Genomic DNA, 14,594 nt, shown 5'->3' on the forward strand with positions numbered 1-14,594 from the left:
GGACGCTCGTCTATGCCGGCTATCGGATGCTCACGCCGGCGACGACGAAGACGGTCGCGACGGAGAAGTCCGAAGCGGAGGAGCATTCGGACGGCGTCGCGATGAGCGATGCAAAGGTCGCGGCGGCCGAGATCGAGCTTGCGACGGCCGGCCCGGCCGTGTTGCACGACAGCCTGACGCTGAACGGAATGGTGCAGGCCAACCAGGAATCACTGGTTCAGATCACGCCCCGCTTTCCAGGCGTCGTTCGGGAGGTTCGCAAGCGGATCGGCGAACACGTCGAAAAGGGCGACATCCTTGCCATCGTCGAGAGCAATCAGAGCCTGACCCCCTACGATCTGAAGGCGGCGCTCGCAGGCACGATCATCGATCGCCAAACCACGCTCGGCGAATTCGTTTCCGAGCAGAAGCCGGCATTCGTGATCGCCGACCTTTCGACGGTATGGGTCGACTTCTCCGTCTACCGGCGCAACCTCGCGCGGGTGAAGGTCGGCGATCAAATCCTGATCGATCCCGCGGACGGCGGATCCAAGATCGAGGCGAAGATTTCGTATGTGTCGCCGGTTGGCAGCAGCGAGACGCAGACAGCGCTCGCGCGAGCCGTCGTGGCGAATACCGAACAGCGGCTGCGGCCCGGCCTGTTCGCCACAGGTCGCTTGACCTTGTCGGCGAAGAAGGTGGCGGTCGCCGTGAAGTCATCGGCTCTGCAGATCCTCGAAAACCGAACGGTGGTGTTCGTCCGCGACGGCGAGAAGTTCGCAGCGCGTGACGTCGAGATCGGCGAGCGGGACCCGGACTTCGCGGAAGTTACGTTCGGCGTACTCGAAGGCGACCTGTACGCGGCCCAGAACAGCTTCATCGTCAAGGCGGAACTGGCGAAGGGAGGAGCGGACAATGATTGACGGCATCCTCTCCTTCGCGATCCGACAGCGCTGGCTGGTGATGATCGCCGTGCTGGCGATGGCCGGCTTCGGTGCGTGGAATTTCACCCGTCTGCCGATCGATGCTGTCCCCGACATCACGAACGTTCAGGTGCAGATCAACAGCAGGGCCGCCGGCTACTCGCCGCTGGAAGTCGAGCAGCGCATCACGTTTCCGATCGAGACCGCCATGGGCGGCCTGCCGCGCCTGGAAAGCACCCGGTCGCTGTCGCGCTACGGACTCAGCCAGGTCACGGTGATCTTCAAGGATGGCACCGACATCTATTTTGCCAGGCAGATGGTCAACGAGCGGATCCAGCAGGTCAGGGACCAGCTACCAACGGCCATCGAGACCGCGATGGGGCCGATCTCGACCGGGCTGGGCGAGATCTACATGTACACGATCGAAGCCAAGCCGGAGGCCCGCAAGGTGGGCGGAGAGGCGTATAGTCCCACCGACTTGCGTACGATCCAGGACTGGATCGTCAGGCCGCAACTGCGGACCGTAGCGGGCGTAAGCGAAGTCAATTCGGTCGGCGGGTTCGAACGGCAGTTTCAGGTGCTGCCCGATCCCGCCCAACTGATGGCCTACAAGCTCAGCTTCCGCGACATGATGGCGGCGCTCGCCTCGAACAACGCGAACGTCGGTGCCGGCTACATCGAGCGCAACGGCGAGCAGTACCTCGTCCGCACGCCGGGACAGGTCGCAAGCGTCGACGAGATCAAGGAAATCGTGGTCGGCTCGCGGAATGGAATCCCGGTGCGGGTGTCCGACGTGGCCGATGTCCGGGAAGGAACGGATTTGCGGACCGGCGCGGCAACGCTGAACGGGAACGAAGTGGTCCTCGGCACCGCGATGCTGCTGATCGGCGAGAACAGCCGCACCGTCGCGCAGCGCGTCGCCGCGAGGCTGAAGGAAATCGGACGCTCGCTGCCGGACGGGGTGGTCACGCACACCGTCTACGATCGCACACGTCTAGTCGAAGCAACGATCACAACCGTGGCGAGGAATCTGTTCGAAGGCGCGCTGTTGGTGATCGTCGTGCTGTTCCTGACGCTCGGCAACTTCAGGGCCGCGGTCGCGACCGCGTGCGTCATTCCGCTGTCCGTGCTGTTCGCGATCACCGGCATGGTGGAAGACAAGGTCAGCGCCAATCTCATGAGCCTGGGCGCCATCGACTTCGGCATCATCATCGACGGTGCCGTGATCATCGTCGAGAACTGTCTGCGCTTGCTGGCCGTGGAGCAGGGCCGGCTCGGCCGCGTTCTCAACCGCGAGGAACGTTTCGAGACCATTTTCGCCGGCTCGCGAGAGGTCATCCGCCCCAGCCTGTTCGGCACGTTTATCATCGCCGTGGTCTATCTGCCGATACTCACGCTCACGGGCGTCGAAGGGAAGATGTTCACGCCGATGGCTTTGACCGTGCTGATGGCGTTGACCGGGGCCAGTGTCCTATCGATGACGTTCGTGCCGGCGGCCGTGGCACTCCTGGTCACCGGCAAGGTCTCCGAACATGAGAATTGGTTCATGCGCGGCGCCCGCCGGATCTATGCGCCGTTGCTCGCCGCCTCGATCAACAACAAGATCGGTGTCGCGGTGATCGCGGCCCTGCTGGTTGTTGTCTGTGGCATCGCGGCTTCCCGCATGGGAGGTGAGTTCATTCCCGGCCTCGACGAAGGGGACGCCTCGGCCGAGGTCGTCCGCATCCCCAGCGTCAGCCTGACCCAATCCGTGGCCATGGAGGCAATGCTGGAGCGGCGATTGCTCAAGCTTCCCGAGGTCAAGGAGGTGTTCGCCCGCACCGGCACGGCGGAGGTCGCAACCGATCCCATGCCGCAATCTACCTCGGACAACTACATTATGCTGAAACCGAGAAAGGAATGGCCGGATCCCAAGAAGTCGAAGGCTACTGTCGTCGCGGAAATCCAGGAGGCCGCGGAAGACGTCCCCGGCAACGCCTATGGGTTCTCGCAGCCGATTCAGCAGCGCATGAACGAACTCATTTCGGGCGTGCGAAGCGATGTCGCCGTCAAGATATTCGGCGACAACCTGGACGAACTGCTTCAGGCGGCGACCCGGGTCCAAGCGGTCCTGCAGAAGGTTGAAGGAGCCGCAGACGTCAAAGCCGAGCAGGTGACAGGATTGCCCGTGCTCACCGTCCAACTGGATCGCAAAACTTTATCGCGCCATGGAATCAACGTCGCGGACGTACAGAATCTCGTCGAAATGGCCGTGGGCGGCAAGAACGCCGGCCGCCTGTTCGAAGGCGATCGCCGATTCGACATCGTCGTTCGGTTACCGGACGATCTGCGCTCGGATATCGATGCGATCCGGTCCTTGCCGGTGCCGCTACCCCCGATCGAGAGCCAGGCCAAGGCGACGACTGCTCTTTGGGGTAATTCGCCGCTCGCTCAAATCCGCTACGTGCCGCTGTCCGAGCTTGCTCAGGTCGATCTCAAGCCGGGTCCCAATCTGATCAGCCGCGAGGACGGGAAGCGGCGGATTGCGGTGACGGCCAATGTGAGAGGTCGCGATCTCAGTTCGTTCATCGCGGATGCCCAGCAGCAGGTGACGCAGAAAGTGAAGCTTCCACCAGGTTACTGGATCGGCTGGGGCGGTCAGTTCGAGCAACTGGTCTCCGCGACGCAGCGGCTGACGGTCGTCGTGCCCCTCGCGCTTTTCCTGATCTTTCTGCTGCTCTTCATGAGTCTCGGATCGGCGCCCGACGCCTTGCTGGTGTTCAGCGGCGTGCCCCTCGCGCTGACCGGGGGCGTCGTGGCGCTGCTGCTGCGCGGGATTCCGCTCTCGATCAGCGCTGGAATCGGCTTCATCGCGCTCTCCGGGGTCGCCGTGCTCAACGGGCTCGTCATCATCACGTTCATCGAGAAGCTTCGGCGGGAAGGCCAAGCGCTGGTGGACGCGGTGCGGGAAGGGGCGCTGACGCGGCTCCGGCCGGTCCTGATGACTGCGCTCGTTGCCTCACTCGGCTTCGTCCCGATGGCGATCGCCACCGGCGCCGGCGCTGAGGTGCAGCGGCCGCTCGCGACCGTCGTCATCGGCGGGATCATCTCGTCGACCATCCTCACCCTGTTGGTGCTGCCGGCGCTCTACGTTCTGTTCAGGCGGGAACAGCCGTCCAACGGCCGATTGAAATCATCCACTACCGAAGGAGCAACGTCATGAAGTATGTACTTTTGCTGATCGCAACCATCCTGTTCGCTGCGCCGGCTTCCGCCGAGGACTACGAAAAAGGCCCCAACGGCGGCCTGATGCTCGACGTCGCTGGCATCGATGCCGAACTGATGACCGCCGGAAACACGGTCACGTTCAACATCTTCGTTCCGAACACGCCCAAGCCGGTTTCCACGAAAGGCTACACCGCGGCGGTCCTCATCGCGGGAAGCGGAGGCCGGGAGACCGTGACGCTTGCGCCCCAAGGCGAGAATTCGCTCAAGGGCGAAGCCAAGAATCCGATAGCTGCGGGGACGACGATCACGCTCACCATCAAGACCGCGGAAGGAAAGTCTGGTCAGGCGAAATTCAAGAAGTGAGGGCTTAAGGCCGAATGTCGGACGGGCATCGAAAGATCTGGCGCGCTGGTGGTCTGCCGGCGGTCGTCGGGCTGCTGATCACCGTCGTCCTTGCGACCGATGCAGCGCGTGACGTCCGGGCGCAGCCGCCGAAGGCGACGATCGTCGGCCTGGGCGCGGCAACATGCCAGCAGTTCAACGATGACGTCCGATCGAACCCGATGATCCAGAGAGACTACCTGGCCTGGGCGCAGGGGTTCATGAGCGGAATCCTGTCGAGCAGACCGCCGGGCGTGGACGAGAGGCTCGATCTCGCCCCGCCGACATTCCCCCTCATGCGGCAGTTGGATTTCCTGGGCGACTACTGCGCGCAGAACGAGTCGCTCGATTTCTCGGATGGCGTTGCGGCTCTCTACAAGCGGCTGCGCCGGGAGGGAAAGACGTGAAACGGGCGGAGCTGCAGTACCTCTCGCCGCACCTAAGGGAATGATGATGAATGACGTCGGATCGAGCGCAAAGATGCGATTCCAAGTCGAGGGGATGGACTGCTCATCGTGCGCGACCAAGATCGAGAACGCCGTACGGCGGATGCCCGGCGTCACCGAGGTCTCGGTCTCCGTCGCCGGCGGCACCGTGACGGTGGGACACGACGCAGACGGCATCGACCGCGACGAGGTCCGAAATCGCATCTCGGGCCTGGGCTACCGGGTGGCCCGCGCTGAGAGCGACGGCAGAAGACCACAAGGCGGCGCAAGGAGAACCTCATCGGAGATCCGTCCGGACGACGAGGATGCCGCCGCCTGGTGGCGCACCCGAAAGGGAATGCTCGCCATCGGATCAGGCGCCGCTCTGGCTGCGGCATTCACGCTGGGCAAGGCAGTACCGGCCACAGAGCACTGGGCTTTTCTGGTTGCGATGCTGGTCGGCCTTATTCCAATCGCGCGCCGCGCCACAGTCGCCGCGTGGGCCGGGACGCCATTTTCGATCGAGACTCTGATGTCGATCGCAGCGATCGGCGCAGTGATCATTGGGGCGACCGAGGAGGCCGCGACCGTCGTCTTTCTGTTCCTGATCGGAGAGCTTCTGGAGGGCGTTGCCGCCAGGCGCGCCCGCGCCAGCATCGAAAGCCTGACCGAACTCGTTCCGAAGGCCGCTCGCCTCGAGGAGGACGGTCAGATCCGGGACGTGCCCGCCGACAGCCTCGATATCGGAGCGACGATCCAGGTCAGACCCGGTGACCGCGTTCCCGCCGACGGTGTCGTCCTCTCCGGAGAAAGCACGGTCGACGAAGCGCCTGTCACCGGCGAGAGCACACCGGTCCGGAAGGTTGCTGGAGCGAACGTGTTCGCCGGCACGGTGAACGGCGACAGTCTGCTGCGGGTGAGGGTGAGTGCCGCGGCCGCTGACAACACCATCGCGCGCGTGGTGCACTTGGTTGAGGAGGCCCAGGATTCCAAGGCACCGACCGAGCGCTTCATCGACCGGTTCTCCCGGTACTACACCCCGGGGGTGATGGCAGCAGCCGCCTTGGTCGCGATAGTCCCTCCGCTCATGTTCGGTGGTGAGTGGGTTGGCTGGATCTACAAGGGGCTTGCTGTCCTCCTGATCGGATGCCCCTGCGCGCTCGTCATTTCCACGCCTGCGGCTATCGCCGCCAGCATGTCCGCAGGCGCTCGCCGAGGACTGCTGATCAAGGGCGGGGCCGTTCTCGAACAGCTCGGCCGGATCACGGTCGCCTGCTTCGACAAGACCGGCACGCTCACCGCCGGGAAACCGCAGATCACGGATATCATCGGCTTTTCCCGGAGCGAGGACGAGATTCTCCGTCTTGCCGCAGCACTTGAGTCCGGATCGAGCCATCCCCTGGCGACCGCCATTCTGGCCAGGGCGGTGGACCGGGAGATTTCGTTGCCGGTGACCAGCGAAGCTAAGGCAATCGGCGGGAAGGGCATTAGCGCGAAAATTGAAGGCGCCGAGGTGTTCCTAGGCTCACCAAGGGCGATCGCGGAATTCGCTACTCTCGGAGCCGAGCAGGATGCAAGAATCGCAGCCCTGAACGAGGAAGGCAAAACGGTATCCCTCCTCGCGGTCGACCGTAATATCATCGGCGCCATCGCTTTGCGCGACGAACCGCGTCCGGACGCGAAGAGGGGCTGAAGCTGCTGGCTGACGCGGGGATCCGCACGCTGATGCTGACCGGCGATAACCAACGCACGGCCGAGGCCATCGGAAAGCAATTGGGGATCGACGTTGAAGCCGACCTCTTGCCCGAGGACAAGCAAAGGATCGTCGGCCGGTTGCGGAAGGAGGGCTGGTCCGTCGCCAAGATAGGCGACGGCATCAACGACGCGCCGGCGCTGGCCGCCGCCGACGTCGGCATCGCAATGGGGGGCGGCACCGACGTCGCCTTGGAGACCGCCGACGCCGCCGTGTTGCATGGACGTGTCGCCGACGTTCCGGCCATGGTCGATCTGTCCAAGCGTACCATGGTCAATATCCGCCAGAACATCGCCATCTCACTTGGCCTCAAGGCCGTCTTCCTCGTCACCACGATCATCGGTCTGACCGGCTTATGGCCAGCCATTCTCGCCGACACCGGCGCGACCATCCTGGTGACGATGAATGCGCTTCGGCTACTCGGCCCACCTCCAACGTGACGGAGATCCAACTCATCGAAGAAATTCGCATCGGGATCGACCGAGAGCGACTGGCATGGCCTTCTCAGGCGGATCGATTTTCGGAGGTAGACGTGAACGAAAACAGGGAAAGCATTGAAGGCTGGCAGCATCTGTTTCTACGGAGCTGCGATCTCCTGCACCATCCGCGTCAGTGCGAGCGGCGAACTCCTGGAGGTCGAGAGTCCGGCCGGCGTGCGTTCCCCAAAGCTTCGCGCTGATCGTGCCTTCGGGCAATCTTTCGCGCCCCTGTCGGATGATCACGGCCAACAAAACCGCGTCGGCGTCCGTTTCGAGCATGGGCACGACCAGCATCAGCCGACGCGAAGGGGCCACCGATGAACCGGTCGTTACTAATTCGGATAGCAGGTGTGTTATCTCTGGTGGCCTCCGTACTTCAATGCGGGGAAGGGGCCGCGCGTGGCAGCTCTTCCAGCGAAAATCCTTGGGCGGCCGAGCACATCGAAGGACTTCCCATCGACATCCGCAGAGAAGTCTTTGCGCGCGCCCGGGTGTGCGGAAACACACCTGCCGCACTTCATTATTTTTCGGTTTCGATCGATGCCGGAGGAACCCGTTTCGTTTCGCTGCATTTCGAAGACTTCGTCTGCACAAACCGAGCGGCCGTCTGCACCGACGGTCTTTGTCTACACCAACTGTATGTCGATTTTCGCGGCCGGCAGCGCCTGATCTTCAGCACACGGGCACGCGACCTCAGAATGTTCAACAACGACGATACCGTCGGTATTGAGGTGACGGGTGGTCCGTCCGCGGGGCGATACCGATGGCAAGGCGGTCGATTTGTGCGATCAGTCATTCTCAAAGAGAGATGGTAGGCCAGCTCCGCGGTTGGCCACGCGTCGAGCAGCGCCGGTGCCGTGCGATAATGACGGTACTGCCTATCTGCATCATGGCGGCACCGGCATCCACGGCAATCTTGCCAACACGGCGAAGAAGCTCGGTATCCGATGTGAAATTGCGTGAGGGCGGCCGTGATTGCCGCCCGCTCGGCTGCATAATTCGACGACGCGCGAGCCGCTGGAGGGAATTTCTCTCCACGCGCGATCAACCCGGCATGTCTCAGAGGCTCTCGATCACCCTACGCAACTTGTCCTGGACTTTGCCCGCAGCTTCCTTCAGGCGGGGATTTTCAATTGCCATCATTGACGCTACCGGATCGATTGCAGCGACCTCCACATTGCCCGGTCGGACTTCCTGCACAATAACATTGCAAGGCAGCATGGTGCCGACTTTGTCTTCAAGCTGCAACGCTTCGTGGGCGAGAGCCGGGTTGCAGGCGCCTAAGATGCGGTAGTTTCGGAAGTCGACGTTGACCTTCTTCTTGAGCGTCTCCTTGACGTCGATCTCGGTAATGATGCCGAAACCTCCCTGCTTCAGAGCTTCGGTTGTGCGGCGAACCGCGTCGGCGAAGCCGGCGTCGAGCGTCTTCGCAAAATAATAGCTCATCGTTCGTCTCCGATACTGCATTGGGAGGGGCAGTCCGACATCGGACAAATGCCTCCTGATCTAGGCAAGGCATTAGGGAGAACCAGCCAGGAACTCGGCCACAGCCTTCTTGTTCGCCGCACTCAACGTGGGCGCAATACGATTCATCACCGTTCCTTGCCGCTCGCCACGAGCGAACCGGCTCAGTTGATCGACAATGTAAGCCGCATGCTGGCCCGCGAGACTCGGGACATCTCCGGAGCCCATCATTCCGATCATACCGCGCCCCATACCCATCATTGGCATCCGGCCCATCATTGACATGCCGCTCTGTCCGCCTGAGCCGTGACACATCGCGCAGGAGGGCATGCCGGAAAAGAAAACACGCTCTCCGATTGCCGCCAGGCGGTCGTCTTTCACGGTGTCCGGCTTGCGCGGCTGTTTGCTGTAGAAGCTCGCCGCATCTGCCATGTCAGCATCAGAAAGCGTGGCGACGATGCCTGTCATCACGTCCGATTTGCGGGTTCCGTCCTTGAAGGCCCGGAGCTGCCAATACAGATAGGTCGGGTTCTGTGCGGCCAGCTTTGGGAATTGCGGATCCTGGCTATTCCCGTCTATGCCGTGGCACGTGGCGCATTTCGCTCCTGCAACGCGACCGCCTCGAGCGGGATCGCCGATGGCCGAGCCCTCATATTGTACATCCAACCGCCTTTGAGCTTCGTTCGGAGCCTGCGCGGCGGCTGTGACAGCATCGACGCCGGCCAGAAGAGCAACTGCACCAAGGCAATGCTGAAGCTTCTTGGCGATGTTTCGATCGACGCCATCCCGTCTCGACCAACGACTTCCGAGAGGAAACCATTTCATCAAAAACCACTCCACCACAGGGTGAGCTCCGAGCCGTCGACTACCACATCATGCCCATCGGACCCACAGCAACTGGTTGGCGATCTGCTTCGGGCCGTCGTTCAGAACGGCGTAGAGCGGCTTAAGGGCCTTGTTCATGGTCCGTATGGCTTCGAGTTGGGCCGCCATGAATTGTTCACGCTGGTCGATGCGATCGGGCAGGCTGAGCCCGATGGCTCCGCGCTGGCCCGTCATCGCCGCGCAGTGGGTGGTCATCGCTTGCGCGTTGTCACGCGCGGCGCTGGCGTAGGCATTCCACAGCGAGTCCTGAGCATCGGTGATCTTGAGTTCCGTCTTAAGATAGGCCAGACGTCCCTCCATATGACCGGTCATCATGCTGCAAATGGACGCACCTTGACCGTTCCCCATCATCCCGGGACCCATGCCTCGATTGCCCATCATCCCGTTGGGCCCCATCATCCCGCGTCCCATCATGTAGCCGTCATTCCAACCACCCAACTGATCTTGGAGCGCCGGCTGCTGAGCCGCGGCGCTGCCCATCGTCCCGGCGACTACGGCGAACATGACGGCTGCGGCCGCCAAGACTTTAGCTGACGCCATGGCATCCTCCTTGACGCTGACCATCTCACTGCAATCGGCAGGACGGGGTATTGACCTGCATCAACGAGGTCGTGCGGTGACGTGCAGAAAGGCTGGCGCTCTCATGTGCAGCGCTTCCGGCCCAGCGCAGCGGTCCTGCTTCACCCAGAATGCTCAACGGTGAGATCGACGGCGCCATTGCGAATCGGGACGAACCCCGTCCCGCTCTGAAGAGGGGCTCCACCTTCTGGGATGGAATACGGTCGCCGCAGCGCCGACTTCGACCACGGACGGTCGCGGCCCGGAAGAGCAACGCAGAAGCGACCACGCATAGCTGGTCGCCTTGTTCAGGATGACGGCTTCCAGCCCCTGGAATCCGAAGAGGCCGATGAGTAACGGCAGTCTGAATTCGGCTCGGCCAAGACCGATCAGCCCGCCAAGAGTCCCGACGGCTGCACCGGAGCCAAAGGCCGCGGTCGTGCTGCGGTTCGCAGACTTATAGAGCATGATTTGCGTGAGCAAGGGGCGAATTGCGCCACATTGAAAAATGCCCGTTTCCCGTCGAAGGCAGCCGGCCCGCGCCGTATTTGGTAATGCTTTTCGGGGCCGATGGACGGAGGCCCTTCATGCGGTTCGTCGGAGACCGAGCGGTCGACTGACGTCACGGCAGCGTACCGATGACGACCTACTGAAAGATGCGGCGCTCCGTCCGCGTCGGCTCACGTTGGCGCGAACGGGGCGGACGCGTCGTTACTTCTTGTCACCCATGTGGTGGGGCGACGAAGTGGCAGGGCCGCCCGTGTAGTGATGACCTCCGGACGCGCCGTCCTTGGCGGAGCCTACCGTCTCCTTGGAGGAGCCGACCGTGCCCATGTCCTTCTTGCCCATGTGATGAGGGACCTCGGTCTTCGGGCCGCCGCTATAGTGGTGGCCGTTCTTTTCCGTGTCGGTGCTCTGCGCCATTGCGGGCACAGCAAGCGCGGCGGCGGCTACGATGGCAATCAGCGTTCTGGTGATCATGTCCGTTCTCCCGGTGAATGGATCGTACATCGAAGCAGAGAACCGCGGAGGGAGTATTGATACAGCGCAACGAGCGATCGCAGCCGTGCCGAGCCAGACCTCCGTCGTTTGCCGGATTGACGTGCATCAAGTGGGCGGCGGCAGGAGTGAGTCATCCTGAGGGTCGGCCACCCACGATCAGGAGCTTGCCATGCGCGCTATGACCTTTGCCGCCGCACTACTCGCCACGACGCTCGGGCACGCCGCCTGGGCCCAATCGGCCGCGGAACACGAAGGGCATCACCCCGACCAGAAGCAGGAGCAGGCCACGCCAAAGGCAGACCAGCGGGCGCCTGCCGGCTCTCCGAGGATGGATGGCGGCGGAATGATGGGCGGCAAGATGCCCATGATGGACATGGCGAAGATGATGGAGATGATGCGGCAGTCCGGCGACGGAATGGGCATGGATACGATCGATCACATCGAGGGCCGGGTCGCGTTTCTCCGCACCGAGCTCAAGATCACCGAGGCGCAGCAGCCCGCCTGGAACGCGTTCGCCGACGCGCTGCGGACCAACGCCAAAACGTTGGCAGAGATGCGCGGCTCGATGATGTCGCAGCAGGGCGCCGGTGCCGGCCTGGTCGAAAAGCTCGCGCTCCAGGAGAAGTGGCTCACGGCGCGGCTCGAAGGCACCCGCGCAATGAAGTCGGCGCTGACGAACCTCGTCGCGAGCTTTTCCGAGGAGCAGAAGAAGACCGGCGACGAATTGCTCGCGCCGCAGATGGGCATGATGCCGATGATGTCGGCGATGCGGGGCGAAGGCAAGATGGGCATGGGAATGCAGCCCGGCAAGCCGATGCAATAACCTGCAGTCGGCAGGCGGCACTGAAGATCTCCCAGCGTCGCTCGTTCTGCCGATCGGGCCGGCAGGTCCCACTGCTGATTGGCTTAACTACAACAGCCGTCCTTGCCGTTCTCTTGAACGGGCGGACACGGAATCGACCCATAGGAGCAAAACACGCAGCAATCGCCTGCGAGGGGCTTAAGCCGCTCGCCGCACCCTTTGCAGTCGTAGAAGAACTGGCAGGCGTCGGTTGGCATGCTTTCGACGGATTGATGCCCACACTTGGGGCAAGTCAGGATGGATTCCACCTGCATCAGCGATGCGCCCTGAGAATTCCGAGGAGCGGGCCTTCGAGATGTCCCCAAGCTGCCGCCGTGCCAACGAATAGCGTCGCAATGATGAGGGCTACGGGTGCGAGCAGCGCCCCGCGGTTACGCAAGTAGACGAACCAAGCGCAAGCTAAAAGCCCAGCGCTGAGGACCAAAATCGGCGTCCGGTAGTTTGCCAACACCTCCAGAACCGAAAACAGGCCGGCCCCAGCGCCGAGGCCGCCGAGGACGAGCGGCAGGACGCAACATGAGGCAGCAAAGACTGCGCCAACACCGCTGAAGACACTCGCGGCAGCAAGCGGGCCGGACCAAGGAGAAATTGGAGGGCGGTTCATGTTTCGCTTGTAGCCTTTGTCTCAACCACAGGCTAGTCACAAGTGGCTTTGCCGAACTCTGTCGTCGATCAGCAATCCGCCGCCTAGCGTGCTCCAATGCCGAGACGGGGCCCCTCTAAACCGCGTTTCTTGGCGCCCCAGCAAACGGCGTGCAGGGGAACGTCGTCTCACCCGGCGTGAACGAATTCATCGTCCCGAACTACAAGCTGATGTGGGCCAACATCCGTAAGCTCGCGCATGACCGCGCATCGCGACCTACTGCATCAAGTGGAAATCCTGTCGGGCTGGCGTCAACGGCGGCCAAAGAAGCGCGCGAACGATGAGCGGAATACCAACCGCCAAAGGTATCAGCCAGTACATGAAATGAGGCAGCTCCTTCCAAAGCGGCAACTGCTTTCCATTGTCGACGTAAAAGGCAATCAGCATTAGGACGTACGACAGGCCCATCCCCGCGATATGAAGCCTGACCCGGTTCCGCCAGCGATGCCGGAGCGCTGAGCGCCCGAACCACGCGCAAGCGAACGACAACGCCCCGAGAATGAACAAGTGATAGTTTTCGTGCCAGCGCATAAGCGACAGGAACGTCGCGGAAGCGCTGAGCGCCAGCATGCACCAGAAATAGTTCGTTCCGAGCTTCGAATGGCGACCGCGACGCTTCTCGCTCAGCATTGCGATTGCGCCGATCGCAACACACGCAATACCCAAGGGGACATGCACTCCGAGGATTACCGCCAGAAACACGGGATCAGTCGAAGGAATTTCAATGCCCGCCACGATGGTCGTTTCACCGCCAGTCATGGAGCTACTTCCATCTTGCAATTGACCATCGACTTCGCTGACAAGGACGGTCGTTTGATGGCAAATGCTCCGGCGCCGCAGACGATGCAAAGCACGCAGCCACCGATCAGGACGGCCGCATAGCTTCCGGTCCAATCGACGCTTGCCGCGAAAGGCAGCGGACCGAACGCCGCGCCGGCAATGCCGAAGACGAACGACGCGCCTCTGATGGCGCCAAGATGGTCGCGCCCGAAATACTGCGCGTAGCCGGCGGCGTTGATGGCTTGCTGCGAGCCGTACGCCCCGCCCAGGCAAAGCGCATACATCACGCTGACGGCAATCCCGCTGCTAAGCGCAGGGAGAGCTGTCGCCAACGCGAGCATCAACATCGCAAGCGGAACCAGATGCCGAGGTTCATAACGATCCAACAGAAATCCGGTGCCGAGCGTGGCAACAGCCTGAACGCCGGCAAGAAGCGACAGCAGGAGCAGTGCGTCGCCGTATGGGATCCCGGCCGTTCGCATGATTGAGAAGTGATTGAGCAAGAGCGCGGTGCCGATGGCATTGGTCAGGAAGCCGGTCGCGCAGAGCAGCCAGAACACGCCCGTACGGAGCGCTTGCTCGCGCGTAAACGATGGCTCCTCGCGTAGCTCTTTTGCGGCAGGCGCCAGCCCAGCGTCCGTGCTAAGGCCGAACTTTTCTGGCCGATCGCGAAACAACGCGGCAGCGACCGGCAGGATGGTGAGGACGACAAGCCCGGCAAGGGCGAGATAGGCGCCTCGCCAGCCGTAGTGCGTGATGAGACCATCGATCAGCTTCGGGAAAATCAAGGAACCGCCCGCAAGCCCGAGACTAGCTGCTGCAGCGGCAATCCCACGCCGCCGCACAAACCACAAATTTACGACCTGCTGGCTGACGAGGCTAAGGCCGCCGATCGCAGCGCCACGCAACAGCGCGAAGCCAACGAGTAGCATCATTGCGGATTGAACTGTCGCCATGAATACGCAAGCCAGGGCGAGGCCACCGGCGATTAAGGTCGCCGTCAGGCGCGGCCCACGCCGGTCGATCCAGCGGCCGATCGCGGGCGCCGGCAGAATCCCTGCCAGCGTTCCAACTGCATACGCGATCGAGGCCGAAGTGCGCGAAATGCCGAGATCGGCAGTGATCGGATCGAAGAAAACCGAAACGCCCGCCGTCTGGCCGGGCAGGGTCATGAACGAGCCGAAGGTGCCCGCGCCCAGTATGATCCAGCCATAGTGGACAGCCGAAGACCGTGGGCCCACTGCCAACATGTG

Annotated in this window: 13 protein-coding genes and 2 pseudogenes; 7 read left to right on the top strand and 8 right to left on the bottom strand. The window is 62.5% G+C overall.

Going from position 1 to position 14,594, the window contains the following annotated elements; genetic code table 11:
- Positions 1–26: 26 nt before the first annotated feature.
- From ihpB to ACQ86E_RS31195, 6 genes and pseudogenes are all read left to right on the top strand, one after another.
- Positions 27–902: a divalent metal ion exporter adaptor subunit IhpB gene (gene ihpB, locus ACQ86E_RS31170; RefSeq protein ID WP_431206615.1), complete on the top strand. Its 876-nt coding sequence runs from the start codon at positions 27–29 to the stop codon at positions 900–902.
- Positions 895–4,104 (top strand): efflux RND transporter permease subunit, encoded by a 3,210-nt coding sequence (locus tag ACQ86E_RS31175; RefSeq protein WP_431203212.1) that lies wholly within the window; start codon positions 895–897, stop codon positions 4,102–4,104. Before ihpB ends, ACQ86E_RS31175 begins: the two co-directional genes overlap by 8 nt.
- The gene (locus tag ACQ86E_RS31180; RefSeq protein WP_431203213.1) at positions 4,101–4,472 is read left to right on the top strand and encodes a hypothetical protein; all 372 of its coding nucleotides are present in this window, start codon (positions 4,101–4,103) and stop codon (positions 4,470–4,472) included. Before ACQ86E_RS31175 ends, ACQ86E_RS31180 begins: the two co-directional genes overlap by 4 nt.
- Positions 4,473–4,486: 14 nt before the next feature.
- A complete protein-coding gene (locus ACQ86E_RS31185; protein ID WP_431203214.1) occupies positions 4,487–4,897 on the top strand; it encodes a hypothetical protein in 411 nt (136 codons plus the stop codon).
- 46 nt (positions 4,898–4,943) lie between these two features.
- Positions 4,944–7,108, top strand: a pseudogene (locus tag ACQ86E_RS31190) (heavy metal translocating P-type ATPase).
- A gap of 389 nt (positions 7,109–7,497) precedes the next feature.
- Positions 7,498–7,962, top strand: a complete 465-nt coding sequence (locus ACQ86E_RS31195) for a hypothetical protein (protein ID WP_431203215.1) — start codon at positions 7,498–7,500, stop codon at positions 7,960–7,962.
- 244 nt (positions 7,963–8,206) lie between these two features.
- On the opposite strand, the gene ACQ86E_RS31200 is transcribed toward ACQ86E_RS31195, so the two are convergent.
- From ACQ86E_RS31200 to ACQ86E_RS31220, 5 genes and pseudogenes are all read right to left on the bottom strand, one after another.
- Positions 8,207–8,593 carry a DUF302 domain-containing protein gene (locus tag ACQ86E_RS31200; protein ID WP_431203216.1) on the bottom strand — a complete coding sequence of 129 codons (387 nt, stop codon included), beginning with the start codon at positions 8,591–8,593 and terminating at the stop codon, positions 8,207–8,209.
- 72 nt (positions 8,594–8,665) lie between these two features.
- Positions 8,666–9,436 (bottom strand): c-type cytochrome, encoded by a 771-nt coding sequence (locus tag ACQ86E_RS31205; protein ID WP_431206616.1) that lies wholly within the window; start codon positions 9,434–9,436, stop codon positions 8,666–8,668.
- A gap of 48 nt (positions 9,437–9,484) precedes the next feature.
- A complete protein-coding gene (locus ACQ86E_RS31210) occupies positions 9,485–10,060 on the bottom strand; it encodes a Spy/CpxP family protein refolding chaperone (RefSeq protein ID WP_431203217.1) in 576 nt (191 codons plus the stop codon).
- 244 nt (positions 10,061–10,304) lie between these two features.
- Positions 10,305–10,522 (bottom strand): annotated as a pseudogene (locus ACQ86E_RS31215) (sulfite exporter TauE/SafE family protein); the annotation flags it as partial.
- 243 nt (positions 10,523–10,765) lie between these two features.
- Positions 10,766–11,035 carry a hypothetical protein gene (locus ACQ86E_RS31220; protein WP_247768645.1) on the bottom strand — a complete coding sequence of 90 codons (270 nt, stop codon included), beginning with the start codon at positions 11,033–11,035 and terminating at the stop codon, positions 10,766–10,768.
- Between the two features lie 190 nt (positions 11,036–11,225).
- Here ACQ86E_RS31220 and ACQ86E_RS31225 point away from each other — a divergent pair, with 190 nt between their 5' ends.
- Positions 11,226–11,879, top strand: a complete 654-nt coding sequence (locus ACQ86E_RS31225) for a Spy/CpxP family protein refolding chaperone (protein ID WP_431203218.1) — start codon at positions 11,226–11,228, stop codon at positions 11,877–11,879.
- 83 nt (positions 11,880–11,962) lie between these two features.
- Here ACQ86E_RS31225 and ACQ86E_RS31230 read toward each other — a convergent pair whose 3' ends face one another.
- From ACQ86E_RS31230 to ACQ86E_RS31240, 3 genes are all read right to left on the bottom strand, one after another.
- The gene (locus ACQ86E_RS31230; protein ID WP_431203219.1) at positions 11,963–12,172 is read right to left on the bottom strand and encodes a GDCCVxC domain-containing (seleno)protein; all 210 of its coding nucleotides are present in this window, start codon (positions 12,170–12,172) and stop codon (positions 11,963–11,965) included.
- Between the two features lie 605 nt (positions 12,173–12,777).
- Entirely contained in the window at positions 12,778–13,320 is a 543-nt protein-coding gene (locus ACQ86E_RS31235; RefSeq protein WP_431203220.1) for a DUF2306 domain-containing protein, read from the bottom strand.
- Positions 13,317–14,591, bottom strand: coding sequence for an MFS transporter (locus ACQ86E_RS31240; protein WP_431203221.1), 1,275 nt, complete (start codon positions 14,589–14,591; stop codon positions 13,317–13,319). Before ACQ86E_RS31240 ends, ACQ86E_RS31235 begins: the two co-directional genes overlap by 4 nt.
- Between the last annotated feature and the right edge of the window lie 3 nt (positions 14,592–14,594).

The sequence above is a fragment of the Bradyrhizobium betae genome, assembly GCF_050632175.1.
Classification (GTDB): Bacteria; Pseudomonadota; Alphaproteobacteria; order Rhizobiales; family Xanthobacteraceae; genus Bradyrhizobium; species Bradyrhizobium betae_B.

Coding starts and splice junctions, on each gene's coding strand:
- ihpB (WP_431206615.1), top strand. CDS start 27: ATGCTCACGCCGGCGACGACGAAGACGGTCGCGACGGAGAAGTCCGAA.
- ACQ86E_RS31175 (WP_431203212.1), top strand. CDS start 895: ATGATTGACGGCATCCTCTCCTTCGCGATCCGACAGCGCTGGCTGGTG.
- ACQ86E_RS31180 (WP_431203213.1), top strand. CDS start 4,101: ATGAAGTATGTACTTTTGCTGATCGCAACCATCCTGTTCGCTGCGCCG.
- ACQ86E_RS31185 (WP_431203214.1), top strand. CDS start 4,487: ATGTCGGACGGGCATCGAAAGATCTGGCGCGCTGGTGGTCTGCCGGCG.
- ACQ86E_RS31200 (WP_431203216.1), bottom strand. CDS start 8,593: ATGAGCTATTATTTTGCGAAGACGCTCGACGCCGGCTTCGCCGACGCG.
- ACQ86E_RS31205 (WP_431206616.1), bottom strand. CDS start 9,436: ATGAAATGGTTTCCTCTCGGAAGTCGTTGGTCGAGACGGGATGGCGTC.
- ACQ86E_RS31210 (WP_431203217.1), bottom strand. CDS start 10,060: ATGGTCAGCGTCAAGGAGGATGCCATGGCGTCAGCTAAAGTCTTGGCG.
- ACQ86E_RS31220 (WP_247768645.1), bottom strand. CDS start 11,035: ATGATCACCAGAACGCTGATTGCCATCGTAGCCGCCGCCGCGCTTGCT.
- ACQ86E_RS31225 (WP_431203218.1), top strand. CDS start 11,226: ATGCGCGCTATGACCTTTGCCGCCGCACTACTCGCCACGACGCTCGGG.
- ACQ86E_RS31230 (WP_431203219.1), bottom strand. CDS start 12,172: ATGCAGGTGGAATCCATCCTGACTTGCCCCAAGTGTGGGCATCAATCC.
- ACQ86E_RS31235 (WP_431203220.1), bottom strand. CDS start 13,320: ATGACTGGCGGTGAAACGACCATCGTGGCGGGCATTGAAATTCCTTCG.
- ACQ86E_RS31240 (WP_431203221.1), bottom strand. CDS start 14,591: ATGTTGGCAGTGGGCCCACGGTCTTCGGCTGTCCACTATGGCTGGATC.